This is a genomic window from Natronospira elongata, from assembly GCF_034931365.1.
In the GTDB taxonomy this organism is placed as follows: Bacteria; Pseudomonadota; Gammaproteobacteria; order Natronospirales; family Natronospiraceae; genus Natronospira; species Natronospira elongata.
Genome location: NZ_JAYGII010000008.1, coordinates 15,315 through 29,712 on the forward strand (window position 1 = coordinate 15,315; position 14,398 = coordinate 29,712).

The window sequence follows — 14,398 nt, forward strand, 5'->3', positions numbered from 1 at the left end:
GGGGTTAATGCAAGGAAAAATGAATTGTTAGCGGGTCTCAGTCGGCCGCTCATCTTTTTCGGCATCGGCTGCCTGCTCTGGGTTTTCTGGAGCATTGTCCAGCTTCTGTTCTCCATCAAAGCTGGCAGCCGTCTCATCCTGATCTTCCGTATCGGAAAGACTCTCTTCTCCTGATCTAACCGTTTCCCTCAGGCGCTGACGAAAGTCATTTTCGTCGTTGTAGACAATGCCGCTCTCCGACCATGGCAGACAACGATAGGCTGCGATATCCCCACGGTCCAGGTAGGGGAACTTGAGAACATCGAAGTAGGGCGAGTAATCAAAATCCTTGGGCACGAACAGCCTCGGATTTCGCTTATACAAAATCATGCTGCCGTCGGGACGACGCTCAATGAAGGGTAGAACCGGGAAATTCACCGCACTGTAGGCCTCGGCCATCATTGATGAGCAGACGTGACGAGTGGCTTCGCCTGGGTGTTGCTCAAACAGACTGGAACGCCAGCGCCGGGGGAGTAGGGCATAGGGAAAGAAAAAACGCGCCAGATCCAGTAGCTGACGAACATCGTATTCCACCCCGAGCTGGCTTGCGGCATAGCGGATCACTCGCATCTGGTCTTCCCGGCTGAGCCCCATTGGCCGGCAGATCCGCAAATGTTCGCCCTGATAGTTTTTCAGGGGGGTGACGATGGTTCCCTGGCCAAGCATGCTCTCAATTAGCAGTTGCTCAGTGGGATCTCCGTCATAGTGCTTGGCAATAGTCTCCCGGAGAACGTGATCATTGATGTCCATCAGACGGCCAATATAAATGGCCGAGTGAGTCCAGTTACTCTGGGTCACGGTCTTGATGACTTCGCTGACGCGGGTCCTGCCTTCCACCAGCACCACGTCACCTGGCTCGACCTCGAAGGACAGTCGTTTGTAGTTGCTATAAAGGTGGTGCTGCGGAACCACATCGGCCCGCAACCAGTTCACGACTCGGTGGAATAGCCATGCACGGATTCCCATCAGGCTATTTCCCCCTCGCTGTCTGCTGTTCCGGCGGCCGGTTCAAGCCGCGGTTGCTCGGCCGGCTTGGGTGCCGGCGCCTTGAGTCCCGCCACCAGGAATGGAATCAGCTCGTTGACGGCTCTTTCCGTATCCCGGGGATCTGCCTGACCCTCAATGAGCTTGAGCAATTCACCGCCGGAAAGCCCCTGGGTAAGCGCACCGAGCAGAAACTGCAGGCGCCAGCACAGAGTCTCTCCCGGAACGTCCGGCAGATCCCGCCTCAGGGCCTGACGGTAGCGGTCCAGCACGTGCTGATACTGACTGGAGAAGAGCTTTTCGAAATAATGGCGAGCCTCGCTGTAGCCCTGGGCGAGCAGGCGCATGAAGATGCGGCCACCGCGCACTTCATCCGATGCCAGCCGTGCCACGGGCAAGACGAAGGCTTCCACGATCTCCTCCACCGGCGCCGGATCGTCGCCGTATTGCCGCTCAAGCCGTTCGATGTTGGTCAGCCACTCATCCGTGACCGGCCCCAGGCGCCGCTCATACACCGCATCGATGAGGCCGTCCTTGGACCCGAAATGATAGTTCACCGCCGCCAGGTTGACCCGGGCACGAGCGGTAATCCGGCGCAATGAGGTGGTCGCGATTCCGGTTTCCGCAAACAACAGCTCCGCTGCGGAAAGGATTCGTTCCTTGGTGGGGTTGGAAGCGGTCGTCATGTGATCACCGGAGCATGCTGCCTGGACGGTTTCCAGCCAGAGCTGGAACGGTTTTGGCCTGAGCCAGGCCGGTATCAGGCCGCGCCAAAACCGGCCTGGAAGCGAGTTTCAAACAGATGTTTCAATCATACTGACAGGCAGCCTGCCGACGCAAGGGGGGGGAAGCAGCCAGAACCCGGGGAACGGCTCAATGTGGGGCTAGATTTCGGTACTCCCGGTCCCGCGGGGACTTTCGCCAGTGGCCGGACGCTGGTCCCGGCGGAAACTTGTACCGGGCGGAACCTGCAGCAGCCGCATCTGTAACTGTCGGTCCACCACGTCAATGGCCTGCTGCCGGGCGTCCTGGGCGGACTCCACATCGCTTTCCAGACCCCGCATGAGCCTTGAGCGGGTGGTACGTTGTTTGAACTGGGCTGCTTTTTCATAGACTTCCAGCCAATCGTTCTCCGCCCGGTCACCGTAACGGCGAGCGGCGTACTCCCGGAGCACGGCCAGGCGCAGCTCATTGGCGAGAATATATTCCCGTGCGTGGCTATCCGTCTGAACGATGTCGCTTTGCTGTTTGCGCAAGCGGGCCTTGTCGCGAGGCTCGAGCCGGAGGATTTCGATGTTGATGATCCGCCGGTCCACACTGGCCATCATTTCCTGCCGCAGGCGGGTGAGGGGATAGCGGCCATCCAGGGTTTCCCGTTCGAAGTCCAGGAGATCCTGCCGAATGGCATCCCGCTGATGGCTATCCAGGGTCTGACGGGCCTCGGCTCTCAGGCGGTGCAGGGAGTCCGGCAACTCCATTTCCATCCACTGCTCCCAGATGTCGTCCATGCGGACCGTTTCATCCAGGACAGTGGAGTAGGGGCGCTGGGCGCGGTGACGGCGGAGCACCAGGGCAATCCCGCCGAGCACGAGGAGCGTGAGGACCAGGGCACTGGTGATCAGAATCGGTACGGAGTCCATCGCGGGGTTACTTTCTCCTGCTTAAGCTGTAATGCGGAAATCGCAGACCAAAGGCAGGTGGTCTGACAGACGGACGTCGGGGATACGAAAATCAACCACCTCCAGGCCCTCACTATAAAGTATGAAGTCCAGTTGCCGGCTGGGAGCCCAGCTGGGGTAGGTGGGATCACCGGCGGCATTGGCATTGCGGAGTCCCGAGGCTTCCATGAAAAGATGCATTTCATAGTCACCCCAGAAGGTATTGAAGTCTCCGGCGACGATCACGGGCTTATTGCTTTGCCCCACAAGGGAATAGAGATTCCGGAGCTGGTAATGGCGGTGGCGATACTTGACTGACAGATGAACCAGGTAGAGAACCACCTCATCGAGTTCAATCTCGAGAATCAGGCGCTTTATTCCGGCATCGAAATAATGGAAATGCTCCTGCACGATTGGCTGGGAGGTCAGGATTGCGTTTCCCTGCTTGCTCACCACCGGCAGCCGCGTATTCAGGGAGCGTTCGGAGTATTTTGACTCAAAGGAATGGTAGTGGCCCAAAGCCTCGGCAATATGCTCAGCCTGGTTGATGGCGCCACTACGGAAGGAGCCCATGTCCACTTCCGTGAGGCCCGCCACATCCGGACGAATTTCCGAGACAAAGCGGGTAATTCGGTCCAGATTCTTCGCTGTTGAGCGAAGATAGCCCGCCAAGGGCAGGGGGAAATGGAATCCCGGGCCAATGCCCGTGGCATAACGTATATTGTAATTCAGTACCCGCATGCTCGAACCGTTATCTGAATGACCTCGTCATCATACGCAGACCCGGCCAAAGCGGAAACCGCCCTGGAAGCGACGGCACCCTATCGTCTCTACCACGAGGGTGACGGCCTGTATGCCGACATGCTTGCGTCGATCTATGCCGCCAAGCGGCAGATCCTGCTGGAGACCTATATCTTCGCCGATGATCCCGTCGGCCGGCGTTTTCTCAGCGCACTGAAGGATGCGGCCGGCCGCGGGGTGCATGTGCGCCTCCATGTGGATGCGCTGGGATGCCTGTTTGAGGCCCGAAAAGGCCTTTTTCGGGATCTGCGCATTCAAGGCGTGGAAGTCCGCTTGTTCCACCCCTGGTCCTGGCGAGACCCTTGGCGCTTTAATTTAAGAAATCACTGTAAGTTACTGATTATCGATGACTCATGCGCGTATCTCGGTGGATTCAATATCCACGCCGAGAGCTCCTACCGGGCCGTGGGCGAGGAACGATGGCGAGACAGCCACCTGCGACTGGATAACCCGTCATTGGTGGCCGAGGCGCGGGAAATCTTCGATGCGCTCTGGCATCATCGGCCACGTCCCATCGCTCGCAGGCACCGCGAATACGCCGGCCTCCGGCTGGTCAGCAACCGGACGCATGCCGAGCGCAGCCAATTTCGGGCCGTGTTCCGCGAAGCGCTGGCCGGGGCGGAGAACCGAGTCCGCGTGACAACGCCATACTTCGCTCCGGACCCCTTGACCCTGCAACTGATGCGCCGAGCGGCTGCCCGGGGTGTCCGGGTCGAACTGTTGCTGCCGAGCATCAGCGATGTCTGGATCACACAGCTGGCTGCGCGCCAACTGTACAGGCGCCTGCTTGATGATGGGCTCACAATCTACGAATACCAAGGCAGGGTGATGCACGCAAAATGTCTCACCGTCGATGGCGCATGGAGCACGATCGGCACGGCAAACCTCGACTACCGCAGCTTTTTCCTCAACCTGGAGCTGAACCTGGTCAGTCGCCGCAGCGACCTGTGCCAGGCCCTGGATCAGCAGTTTGACCGGGACCGCCGTCAGTCTCAGGTCATCAGTCACGAGAGCCTCAGCGCCACTGGCCAGCTGGAAGCCATACTCGGGAGCCTGGCGTGGCGTTTAAGACGATGGCTCTGAAAGGGCCCGGAACGGCATGGCAGGGGCCAGTCCGAGCCCATTCACCGCTCAAGCCCAAAATCCATTTATGCGTATAATATATATTATGTTAATTACTAGATAATCCCTCCTATGGTAGTTTGGCGCTGAAACCAGACGGTGTGTACTCATGCTTCCAGGGACCCGCAAGTGCAAGCGATTCTGCAGGCGAATTAGCCCGCTGGGCGGCATGCTTCTGCTTGCTGCTTGCTGCTTGCACGACGACGCCGCTGGACCCAGGCGCCCTGCCGGATGATGCCGCTGCCTGTCTGGCGGATTACGAGGCGCTGGACCGTCGCCTGGCCTCAGCCGAACTTCATGATCAGGGCGCCTACCGAGTGGCAGGCTTTCCCTGGCTGCGCAGCAATCGCTTTATCGCATCTTTCCGCGATGAACTCGACGGCCCCGAGCTATGGCGAGGGTGGCTGGCTCATTTAGCGAGAGAAGATCTTGAGGCCCGGCGTTATGAACTCGCCAACCTCAAGACGGCCGAGCCGCATAGTGAGACCGTAGGTGAGAGGGTCCGCGCGCTCAAGCAATGCAGTGAGCGCCTGAACGACGAAGTGCTTTCGGACCCGGCGCTGCAGATTTCACTGCGCTCGGCCGCCGAAGTGCCGGATGAGTACCGAACCGGGATGCGCTGGCTGGGGATGTATCCGCTGACCCGCCTACCCGTCCTGGTTGGCGTCAATCGTCTGCACAGTCAGCAATCCGAGGCCCTGGCGACGTCTGGGTTCGCCGAGGACGCGACTGAGGCGCGGCAATGGTTGGCTCAGGATGCCCGATCGGCCGAGCGTCTGCCGGGGACGGCTCGGGCTGATTGGCCACGTGACAGCCTCGGGATCCCGAGACCGGATACCGAGGCGCTGACGCAGCTCTATGCAAAACACGCACCGGTCTGGCGGATAGCCCAGGACAGCCCGGACGATCGCCTCGGTCAACCCGAGTGGTCGCCGGAGAGCACCGTCCGGGTGGATACCGATGAACCGGTCGAATACCGCTTTCTCAGCTTCACCCGCTTTCACGGTCGCATCCTGCCTCAGCTCAATTACATGGTCTGGCTGCCGGCACGGCCGCGCCAAGGCGTCTTCGATCTTCTTGGCGGTCACCTGGACGGACTGATCTGGCGCGTCACCCTGACCGAGAATGGCGAGGTGCTTGCAGCGGAAAGCCTGCATAGCTGCGGCTGCTACTACATGGTCTTTCCCGGCTCGGGGGCGGGCGCCGCTGACACCCGCGCCGCCGGGGAGCCGATTTCGTCAACCGAACTCTCTGTCCGCCCTGCCGAAGCGCTAAGGTCCCTGCCTCACCCCGACGGTCGGCGCAGCCTCTACGGTCAGCGCGGCCTGATCAAGGGCAGTGAACGGCGGGAGCGCTGGGCAATGGTAAGTTGTGCTTGCTCGGCTTCGCGGTTCCACGCATAAGCACGCTCCAACGCCTGCCCCGTTCCACGCGGACTTACCACGAGGAGTAAACGATGCGAAAAATCGCTCCAATCACTCAAGCCATCGAAATGTTGGAGCGCCATGCGTGAAAAATAGCAACCACTATCAGCCGAGGCCACTACCCACCGGCCTTGCTGAAGATCCAAAAAGTCTACAGGGTTTCGAACGCGAGCTCTTGATTATCCGGTATGCCACAAATGTCTACACGCCATTTCGATGCCCCCCATTTGCTGGAACAGAGTCTATCCTTGGAAGACCAAGAGTAAGCGGCAATGCGCAACGTTTCACGTTAAAGTAACCTCTAACTGATAATTGGTAAGCCATTGATATAAGGAGGAACTGTGACTGGACAGCAGAAACTGAAAGCAGTTATCGCCGCGGTCTTGATGGCCCTGGTAATCAGCTTTGTGATGCAGAATCGGGAAACTGTCGGCGTGGAGTTCCTGATCTGGACCTGGGAGGCATCGCGGGCCGTGGTCCTGTTTACGGTCTTCCTCGTGGGGGTCGCCGCGGGTTGGCTGGCACGGGGCGCGGCCATCCGGCGTAAGCGGAGCGGTTAAGCTGCCAAAATGAAAAAGGCGGGCCGGTGAGAACACCGGCCCGCCCCGCTCACTACCCGCGCAAAGCACGGGCCAGAGAATCCCTTCCCTGCTTACTCCTCGTCGCTATCCTCGAAATCGCCCGCAATCACGATGGTCATCCGTTCCGGCTTGAAATGGCGGCGGACGGCTTCGTTGAGCGTGTCCACATCCAGGGCCCGGATAGCTGCATCCAGCTCGCCTTCGCGAAGCATGTCGCGCCCGGCGGCCAGGTTGCTGTTGATCGTACCCGCCAGTTCGCTGTCGCTGCCACGAGACACCTGACGGTTCTGGAGCCAGCCGTCACGGCCGGCCTCGAGCTCGTCCTCGGTGAAACCGTCCTCCACCACCTTGTCGAGCTCCTCGCGCAGTACCGACAGCAGGCGATCCCGGTTCTCCGGCGCATAGAAGGCAAAGTTCAGGAATTGGCCGGAATCCTCGCGGGGATGAGCCTGGAACGCGGAGCCCACGCCATAGCTGATGCCTTCCTGGTTGCGGATGCGCTCGGCCAGACGGGAGCTGAGGAAGCCGCCGCCAATCAGATGATTGGCCATAGCCACCGCAGGATAGTCTTCGTGATTATCACCCACCATGATCCGCTGGGCAGCCGCCAGGGCGGCATTGGCCCGGTCCGGGGTGTCGATCACGACGGTCTCGCCTTCCGGGTCGTGGAAGTCGGCAGGAATCCGCTCAAAGGGCACTTCAGCCGTCCAGTCGCCGAGACGACTTTCCAGCTTGGCGACCATCTCGTCCGGATCGAAACTGCCGATCAGCACCAGAATGCCATCACCGGCGCCATAGAAACGCTCATGGAAGGCCGCAAGCTCGCCGAGTTCCAGCGCTTCCATGGCTTCCAGGCTTTCCTCGATGGTGGCGGCATAGCCCGGATGACCGGCTTCACGACCGCTCATGCGGTTGCCGATGGTGGCGAAGGCCTGTTGCTGGGGCTGGGTCCGTGCCTCCCGCAGGCTGTTGATCTGGCTGCGGCGAAGCTCACGGAACTCGCTTTCATCGAAAGCAGGTTGACGCAGGACCTCGGTTGCCAGGTCCAGGACAGCTTCAAGCTGGTCCCGGTTGGTGTCCAGGGTTGCTGTCACCTGATTGCCCGCACCGCCCACATTGAGACTGGACTGCAGCTCGTCGAGCCGATCCGAGATTGCCTGGCGATCCCGCTCGGTGGTGCCGCGCATGAGCATGGAGGCAACCATCTGGGAGGCGGTCCGCTGCCCATGAAGGCTTTCCTCGTCGCCCATTCGCAGCTGAATGCGCCCGACCACGCGGTCCCCGCGGGTCTGCTTGGGCAGCAAGGCCACCTGCATGCCATTGGACAGCTCGCGGTGAATCAGGTGAGCCTGGACATTCTCCGGCGTGGGATCGAAGGCCTCACCGGCCACCCGGCCCTCTTCCACGAACTCATGGGCAGCCAGCATGGCGTCGAGATCATCCACTTCGGGGATCTCGGTACGCTTGGGCTCGCTGTCGGGAATGAAACGGCCAACACTGCGATTGTCACGGCGCAGGTACTTCTCGGCCACCCGCTCGATATCCTCTGCCTCGACCTCCTGAATCCGATCGCGATGCAGGAAGATCAGGCGCCAGTCGCCGCTGGCCGCCCATTCGGTCAGGCCAATGCCGATGCGCTCGGAATCGTTGAGGGTCTGGGTTTCCAGGTTACGTAGCCGGGAGCTGCGTGCACGAACGGCTTCCTGTTCGCTGATGCCGTTCGCCAGGACCTCGTCCAGGGTCTGGCGGAACACGGACTCAACCTCATCCAGGTCCTGATCGCTGTCGACCTCGGCAAAGGCCAGCAGGACGCCCGGTTCTCTCAGACTGAACGCAAAGGTGCCCACCTGAGTGGCCAGCTCGCTATCAACCAGGGCCTGATGCAGGCGCCCGGAAGGCTGATTGCCGAGCACATGGGCCAGCAGGTCGAGCGCGGCAAAATCCGGGTGCGCCCCCGCCGGGACATGATAGCTGGCCATGAGATACTGGCTGTCCCCGGAACGGCGCACGGTCACGGTGCGCTCGCCGTCCTGGGTGGGCTCGCGGGTGTAGGTGTCCCAGATGCGAAGCTCTTTCTCGCGATCCGGTGCCGGAATCCGCCCGAAACTGTCGGCGACCATATCGAGCGCCTTGTCAGTCTCGAAATTACCGGACACCACCACCATGGCGTTATCCGGCTGATAGTAGCGGTAGTAGAAGTCCCGCAGCCGCTCGATCGGTACGCCCTCAATATCGGAGCGGGCACCGATGGTACTGCGGCCATAACCGTGCCACTCATGGGCGACGGCCATGGTGCGCTGCATGAGAACCCGGAAGGGATTGTTCTCGCCAATCTCGAACTCGTTGCGGACAACACTCATCTCGGAGGCCAGGTCCTCGCCGTCAAAATTGGCGTTGACCATGCGATCGGCTTCCATGGACAAGGCCCATTCCAGGTTCTCGTCGGAGGCCGGAAAGGTCTGGAAGTAGTTGGTCCGGTCATACCAGGTGGTGCCGTTGGCGCGACCACCCTTTTCCGAGATTTCCGAGCGGATATCCGGATGCTTGTCGGTGCCGTAAAAGAGCATGTGCTCCAGCAGGTGGGCCATGCCGGTCTCGCCATAGCCCTCATGACGGGAGCCGACGAAGTAAGTGGTGTTCACGGTCACCGAACTCCGGCTCTGGTCCGGAACGAGAAGCACCTGCATGCCATTATCGAGGCGATATTCGGCAATCCCCTCAACGGTGCGCACGTGCTCGACCTCACCCGCCGCTTGCGGACGATCCATGCCGGCCGCGCAAGCGCTGATGATGGCAATGGCGAACAGCAGACTGACAAAGGCTGCTGTTCGACTCTTGAATACTGCTAACATTGGGAACCCCCCGAGGTTACTCATCCAGTGGAAGTGGCTTAGTGTATTACATCACCAAGGCCAGTCAACTGGAAATTGGCTTTTATTGCGAATTGCTTCGTACTGCAGGCAGGCAATGTATCACGCAGGCCGCCGCCGGCCACCCTCCAGGTCCAGAACCGAGTGCAGCCATTGGCGGTCCAGATGAGACTCGACCAGCTCAGCCAGGCGGTCCAGTTCGCGTTCACGATGGTGGTGATAGTCTGTCGCCACTCCCTCGCTCTTGAGACCTGCCCATCGCAGCAAGGACTGGCAGGCGGGCCCCTGCTCGAAAATCCCGTGCAGATAGGTCCCGATAATCTGGCCATCGGGACTCCTTGCCCCGTCAGGACCAGTCTCCAACTGGCATAGCGGTGAACCAAGGGCGGGGCCTTCGCTGATGCCGTTGTGGATTTCATAGCCTGATACCGCTTCACTGCCAGGGATCAGCCTTCCCCGGCTGCGGCGCCGCTGCTTCTCCGGCATCAGGCGGGTGGTCATGGGCAGCCAACCGAGGCCGCGGCCCTCCCCCGCCTCCCCTTCAACTCCATCCGGATCGGCGATCACCTGACCCAGCATCTGAAAGCCGCCACAGACCCCCATCAGCCGACCGCCATAGCGCAGATGTCGCTCCAGTCGGTTTGGCCAGCCCCTGGAACGCATCCAGTCCAGATCGGCCCGACTGTGCTTGCTGCCCGGCAAAATAATCAGATCCGCCGCCTCACAGTCATCCGGGTCACGGGCAAAGGTCAGGCTCACCTCGGGATGCAGGCGCAAGGGATCAAAATCCGTGTGGTTGCTGATTCGTGGCAGGGCCGGCACCACAACCCGCAGCCCTGGCGCCTCCCCTTCAACGCCCTGGGTACTGATACTGTCTTCGGCATCCAGGATCAGTCGTTCCAGATAGGGCAAGGTCCCGACTACCGGTTTGCCGGTGTAGTGCTCAAGCCAGCTTCGTCCGTCACGCAACAGGGCCATGTCACCCCGGAAGCGATTGATGACAAAGCCCTTGATCCGGGCCTGCTCGCTGGACGACAAGAGCGAAAGGGTCCCGACCAATTGCGCGAAGACCCCACCGCGATCAATATCCCCCACAAGCAGCACCGGGCAGTCCACCATTTCGGCGAAGCCCATATTGGCAATGTCATTGGCGCGCAGATTGATCTCGGCGGGACTGCCGGCGCCCTCGACAATGATCACATCGTGTCGTGCCGACAGGGCTTGCCAGGCATCCAGAACGGTCTGCCGGGCCTCGGCCTTGAAGGCGTGATAGTCCAGGGCCTGCATGTTGCCGTGGACCCGGCCCCGGAGAATCACCTGTGCATCCTGGTCCGATTGGGGCTTGAGCAGAACCGGATTCATGTCGCTGTGGGGCTCCAGTCCACAGGCCCGGGCCTGCAATGCAGTGGAACGACCGATCTCGCCCCCATCCACGGTCACGGCACTGTTGAGCGCCATGTTCTGTGGCTTGAAGGGAGCAACCGAGAGTCCCCGGCGGTGAAGCCAGCGACACAGGGCCGCGACCACGGTGCTTTTGCCCGCATCGGAGGTGGTGCCCTGGACCATCAGCGTTCGGCTCATGGGCGTAAGAAGAGTGCGGCGGCGGCTGTGGGGCAGGACGGGAAATAGCTGTGAAAATAACTCGCCGTCAGCGAGCCATGCCGATAGATCGCTTCACCGGCACTGTCGAAACGCTGGCGCCGGGTGTGGGTCACGGGCGTCAGCGAGGTTTTCACCCTGGAATGGTGGAAGGTGTGGCCGCGCAGACTCCCTTGCTCGGACTCCAATGACTGGATTCCGAGTCCGACCAATTGCCCGGCCATGATGCTCTCGCCGGGGAGCAGACCGGCCATGGCGTGTCGCTTCCCCTCCTGGTCCACCAGGGCCTCCATGCAGGCCATCATCCCGCCGCACTCGGCCAGAATGGGGCGCCCGGCCTCGTGATGGGCCTTGAGAGTTGCCTTGAAATGCCCGGCTCCGGCCAGGGTCTCGCCATGGAGTTCGGGATAGCCACCGGGCAGCCAAAGGGCATCGGCGTCGGGGACTGCCTCATCCGCGAGCGGAGAGAAGTAAAAGAGCTCGGCACCCATCGCCCTCAACAGGTCTTCATTGGCCCGGTAGATGAAGGCAAAAGCCGAATCACGGGCGATGGCGATGCGCTTGCCGACCAAATCATCGGGCGGCGGCGCGGGCTGACGGGCAGTGAGCTCGATCTCCCTGGGCAAGCGACTCAGCCCGGCTTCCGCCAAGACCTGAGCAGCCTGATTCAGGCGTTCATCCAGATCGCTGATCTCCCGAGCCTGGACAATGCCCAGATGACGGTCGGGAATGTCCATGGCAGGATGTCGAGGAATACCGCCCAGCAGGGTGATGTCGGGCGGCAGACTTTCGGCCAGCATCTCTCCGTGCACCGCTCCGCCGATGCGATTGGCAATCACTTCCCTGACGGTCACATCATCGCGGTAGCTGGCCAGGCCGAGAGCCACGGCACCAAATGTCTGGGCCATGCCGCCGGCATCGATCAGCGGCAATGCGGGCATCCCCGCCAACACGGCCAGGTCGGCGCTGGAAGGGGCACCGTCATACAAGCCCATGGAGCCTTCCACTAGCACCAGATCCGCCTCGGCGGCCGCCTCGGCCAGTCGCCAGAGGCATTCACTCTCGCCGGTCATCCACGGATGCAGTTGGTAGACCGGATTACCCGAGGCCACTTCCAGGACCATGGGATCAAGATAATCCGGTCCATGCTTGAAAACCCGGACATTCAAACCGGCATTGCGATGCAATCGAGCCAGGGCCGCCGTCACCATCGACTTCCCCTGCCCCGACCCCGGCGCAGTAATCAACGCCACCGGCGCTTTGCCTTTTATCTGCTCTTGCTCATTCATCATTGAAATCTTTATCTCGCGCAGAGACGCAGAGGCGCTGAGAATGCCTAATCAAATTCATAATGACTGCCTCGCGCAAAGACGCTAAGACGCAAAGAAAAACCAAAGTTGTTGTGACTCCTGTCATCGCACCGTCGCTTGTACGTTGACTAAGCTCTGCCCTTTACAGTAGAAACGCTTTTCCCTTAGCGTCTTTGCGCCTTTGCGCGAGGCAATATCTTTTTCTTTTCTCTGCGCCTCTGCGCGAGGCAAACATCAATCAGCCGGTACAAAGACCGGGCGGCCGTTCAATTCGGTGACGTGCAGCGCCTGGCCGTAGAGGCGTTCAAGCGCCGAGGGGACGAGCATGTCCAGGGCCGGCCCCCAGCAGCATTGGCCGTCCGGTTCAAGCAGGAGCAACTGATCGCACCATCGGGCGGCCAGATTGATGTCGTGCAGGCACACGAATACACCACAGCCGGCTTGCGCCTGTTCTCTCAGCAGGCGCATCACCGCCACCTGATGATGGAGATCCAGATGGTTGGTGGGTTCATCGGCCAGCCAGATTTCCGGGGCCTGGGCCAGGGCGGTAGCAATGGCAAGGCGCTGGCGTTCTCCCCCCGAGAGAGTGCTCACCAGACGATTTTCCATGCCCTTGAGCTCAAGGGCTGCCAATGCGGACAGCGCCAGTTCCACATCCTCGGCCGTATCCAGGTCCCAGGGGGACAGATGGGGATGGCGGCCGATCAGGGCCGTTTCCAGTACCGTGGCCGGAAAACTGTCCTGATGATCCTGAAAAACAACGGCCAGGCGGCGGGCAATGGTGCGGCGGCCCAGGGACTGCAATGACCTCCCCTGCAGACAGATCTGTCCGCCACGGGCATTCTTGAGCCCTGCCAGAGTATGCAACAGGGTGGTCTTGCCGGCCCCGTTGGGCCCGATCACTCCCCAGACCTGCCCAGGCTCTATGGAAATATCAATGGCACTGCCATCGGCCCGCCCCGGCACGTCAATCCGCAGAGACTGTGTCGACAGTCGAGCCATCAGCGACTCCGGTACAGCAGATAGAGGAAGGTCGGGACGCCAAGCATGGCCGTAATGACCCCGACCGGCAATTGTTCCGGCGCCAACAGGGTTCGTGCCAGGGTATCGGAGAGCACCAGCAGGATGCCGCCCCCCAATGCCGATGCAGGCAGAATCAGACGCTGGTCATTGCCCAGCACGAGTCGCAGCATATGCGGCACCACAAGCCCCACAAAACCGATGGCACCGGCGGTGGTCACCGCCACGGCAGTGAGCAGGCTGGCCACGGCATAGACCGTCCAGGTCATGGGGCGCACGGACACCCCCAGGGCCGCCGCTTGCAACGGCCCCCGGGCCAACACATTGAGACTGCGGCCAAAGGGCAGCATCAGAACGCAGGCGACCACCAGGACCGTGACGGCCGGCCAGGGTGAACGGGCGTAAGCCATGTCCCCCATGAGCCAATACAACATGCCGGGAATCTGCTCGCTCGGGCTGAGTGCCAGCATGAAGGTGATCACCGCCCCCCAGCCGGCTGCCACCACCACGCCGGTAAGCAACAGGCGTGTCGGTGTCCAGCTGCCGGTGCCATGAGCCAGTCCGAACACCAGCACCACCGAGACCATGGCTCCGGCGAAGGCAGAGCCAGAGACCGCAGTCACCCCCAGACCAAAGAGCATGGCTGTCAGAGCCCCCACGGCGGCACCGCCGGAGAGGCCAAGCACATAGGGGTCGGCAAGCGGATTTCTGAGCAGGACCTGCATCAGGGCGCCGGCCACGCCCAGCAGGCCGCCGGTGGCGAACGCAGCCGCCGCTCGCGGCAGACGCAATTCGATAATCAGGGTGCGATGGAGTTCACTGCCACCACCGGTCACCACCGCCCAGAACTCCCCTGGCGGGATGGGAACGCTGCCGATGCTGACTGCCAGGGCCAGGGACAGCAGCCCCATCCCCAACAGAACAATCAGCGGCGGCAGCATGCGCTGCAGGTCGCCACGATACATGCCCGCAGTCTCCCGAATTGTAGGG

Annotated in this window: 12 protein-coding genes; 3 read left to right on the plus strand and 9 right to left on the minus strand. The window is 61.2% G+C overall.

Translation table 11 applies throughout. The annotated features are described in order from the left end of the window. Positions 1-27: 27 nt before the first annotated feature. From VCB98_RS05570 to VCB98_RS05585, 4 genes are all read right to left on the minus strand, one after another. Entirely contained in the window at positions 28-1,005 is a 978-nt protein-coding gene (locus VCB98_RS05570) for a YiiX/YebB-like N1pC/P60 family cysteine hydrolase (RefSeq protein WP_346050912.1), read from the minus strand. Continuing rightward, positions 1,005-1,709: a TetR/AcrR family transcriptional regulator gene (locus VCB98_RS05575; RefSeq protein WP_346050913.1), complete on the minus strand. Its 705-nt coding sequence runs from the start codon at positions 1,707-1,709 to the stop codon at positions 1,005-1,007. Before VCB98_RS05575 ends, VCB98_RS05570 begins: the two co-directional genes overlap by 1 nt. Positions 1,710-1,907: 198 nt before the next feature. Further along, positions 1,908-2,663 carry a hypothetical protein gene (locus VCB98_RS05580; protein ID WP_346050914.1) on the minus strand — a complete coding sequence of 252 codons (756 nt, stop codon included), beginning with the start codon at positions 2,661-2,663 and terminating at the stop codon, positions 1,908-1,910. A 21-nt stretch (positions 2,664-2,684) separates the two neighbouring features. Beyond that, entirely contained in the window at positions 2,685-3,422 is a 738-nt protein-coding gene (locus VCB98_RS05585) for an endonuclease/exonuclease/phosphatase family protein (RefSeq protein ID WP_346050915.1), read from the minus strand. Between the two features lie 18 nt (positions 3,423-3,440). On the opposite strand from VCB98_RS05585, the gene VCB98_RS05590 reads away from it, so the two are divergent. From VCB98_RS05590 to VCB98_RS05600, 3 genes are all read left to right on the plus strand, one after another. Then, complete coding sequence (locus VCB98_RS05590) at positions 3,441-4,565, plus strand: phospholipase D-like domain-containing protein (RefSeq protein ID WP_346050916.1); 1,125 nt, start codon at positions 3,441-3,443, stop codon at positions 4,563-4,565. Positions 4,566-4,783: 218 nt separating this feature from the next. Then, a complete protein-coding gene (locus VCB98_RS05595; RefSeq protein ID WP_346050917.1) occupies positions 4,784-6,007 on the plus strand; it encodes a hypothetical protein in 1,224 nt (407 codons plus the stop codon). Positions 6,008-6,369: 362 nt separating this feature from the next. Further along, positions 6,370-6,588 carry a lipopolysaccharide assembly protein LapA domain-containing protein gene (locus VCB98_RS05600; RefSeq protein WP_346050918.1) on the plus strand — a complete coding sequence of 73 codons (219 nt, stop codon included), beginning with the start codon at positions 6,370-6,372 and terminating at the stop codon, positions 6,586-6,588. A gap of 92 nt (positions 6,589-6,680) precedes the next feature. On the opposite strand, the gene VCB98_RS05605 is transcribed toward VCB98_RS05600, so the two are convergent. The 5 genes from VCB98_RS05605 to VCB98_RS05625 form a co-directional block, all read right to left on the minus strand. Further along, the gene (locus VCB98_RS05605) at positions 6,681-9,461 is read right to left on the minus strand and encodes a M16 family metallopeptidase (RefSeq protein WP_346050919.1); all 2,781 of its coding nucleotides are present in this window, start codon (positions 9,459-9,461) and stop codon (positions 6,681-6,683) included. A 120-nt stretch (positions 9,462-9,581) separates the two neighbouring features. Beyond that, positions 9,582-11,060 carry a cobyric acid synthase gene (locus VCB98_RS05610; protein WP_346050920.1) on the minus strand — a complete coding sequence of 493 codons (1,479 nt, stop codon included), beginning with the start codon at positions 11,058-11,060 and terminating at the stop codon, positions 9,582-9,584. Next, positions 11,057-12,370 (minus strand): cobyrinic acid a,c-diamide synthase CobB, encoded by a 1,314-nt coding sequence (locus VCB98_RS05615; protein WP_406672824.1) that lies wholly within the window; start codon positions 12,368-12,370, stop codon positions 11,057-11,059. Before VCB98_RS05615 ends, VCB98_RS05610 begins: the two co-directional genes overlap by 4 nt. A 252-nt stretch (positions 12,371-12,622) precedes the next feature. Beyond that, positions 12,623-13,390, minus strand: a complete 768-nt coding sequence (locus tag VCB98_RS05620) for an ABC transporter ATP-binding protein (protein ID WP_346050922.1) — start codon at positions 13,388-13,390, stop codon at positions 12,623-12,625. Beyond that, a complete protein-coding gene (locus VCB98_RS05625; RefSeq protein ID WP_445353992.1) occupies positions 13,390-14,373 on the minus strand; it encodes a FecCD family ABC transporter permease in 984 nt (327 codons plus the stop codon). Before VCB98_RS05625 ends, VCB98_RS05620 begins: the two co-directional genes overlap by 1 nt. Positions 14,374-14,398: the final 25 nt, after the last annotated feature.

What these genes read in the sequence shown, in the direction of transcription:
- VCB98_RS05605 (WP_346050919.1), bottom strand. Translation starts at nt 9,461, where the DNA reads ATGTTAGCAGTATTCAAGAGTCGAACAGCAGCCTTTGTCAGTCTGCTG.
- VCB98_RS05615 (WP_406672824.1), bottom strand. Translation starts at nt 12,370, where the DNA reads ATGATGAATGAGCAAGAGCAGATAAAAGGCAAAGCGCCGGTGGCGTTG.
- VCB98_RS05570 (WP_346050912.1), bottom strand. Translation starts at nt 1,005, where the DNA reads ATGGGAATCCGTGCATGGCTATTCCACCGAGTCGTGAACTGGTTGCGG.
- VCB98_RS05575 (WP_346050913.1), bottom strand. Translation starts at nt 1,709, where the DNA reads ATGACGACCGCTTCCAACCCCACCAAGGAACGAATCCTTTCCGCAGCG.
- VCB98_RS05620 (WP_346050922.1), bottom strand. Translation starts at nt 13,390, where the DNA reads ATGGCTCGACTGTCGACACAGTCTCTGCGGATTGACGTGCCGGGGCGG.
- VCB98_RS05585 (WP_346050915.1), bottom strand. Translation starts at nt 3,422, where the DNA reads ATGCGGGTACTGAATTACAATATACGTTATGCCACGGGCATTGGCCCG.
- VCB98_RS05610 (WP_346050920.1), bottom strand. Translation starts at nt 11,060, where the DNA reads ATGAGCCGAACGCTGATGGTCCAGGGCACCACCTCCGATGCGGGCAAA.
- VCB98_RS05590 (WP_346050916.1), top strand. Translation starts at nt 3,441, where the DNA reads ATGACCTCGTCATCATACGCAGACCCGGCCAAAGCGGAAACCGCCCTG.
- VCB98_RS05625 (WP_445353992.1), bottom strand. Translation starts at nt 14,373, where the DNA reads ATGTATCGTGGCGACCTGCAGCGCATGCTGCCGCCGCTGATTGTTCTG.
- VCB98_RS05580 (WP_346050914.1), bottom strand. Translation starts at nt 2,663, where the DNA reads ATGGACTCCGTACCGATTCTGATCACCAGTGCCCTGGTCCTCACGCTC.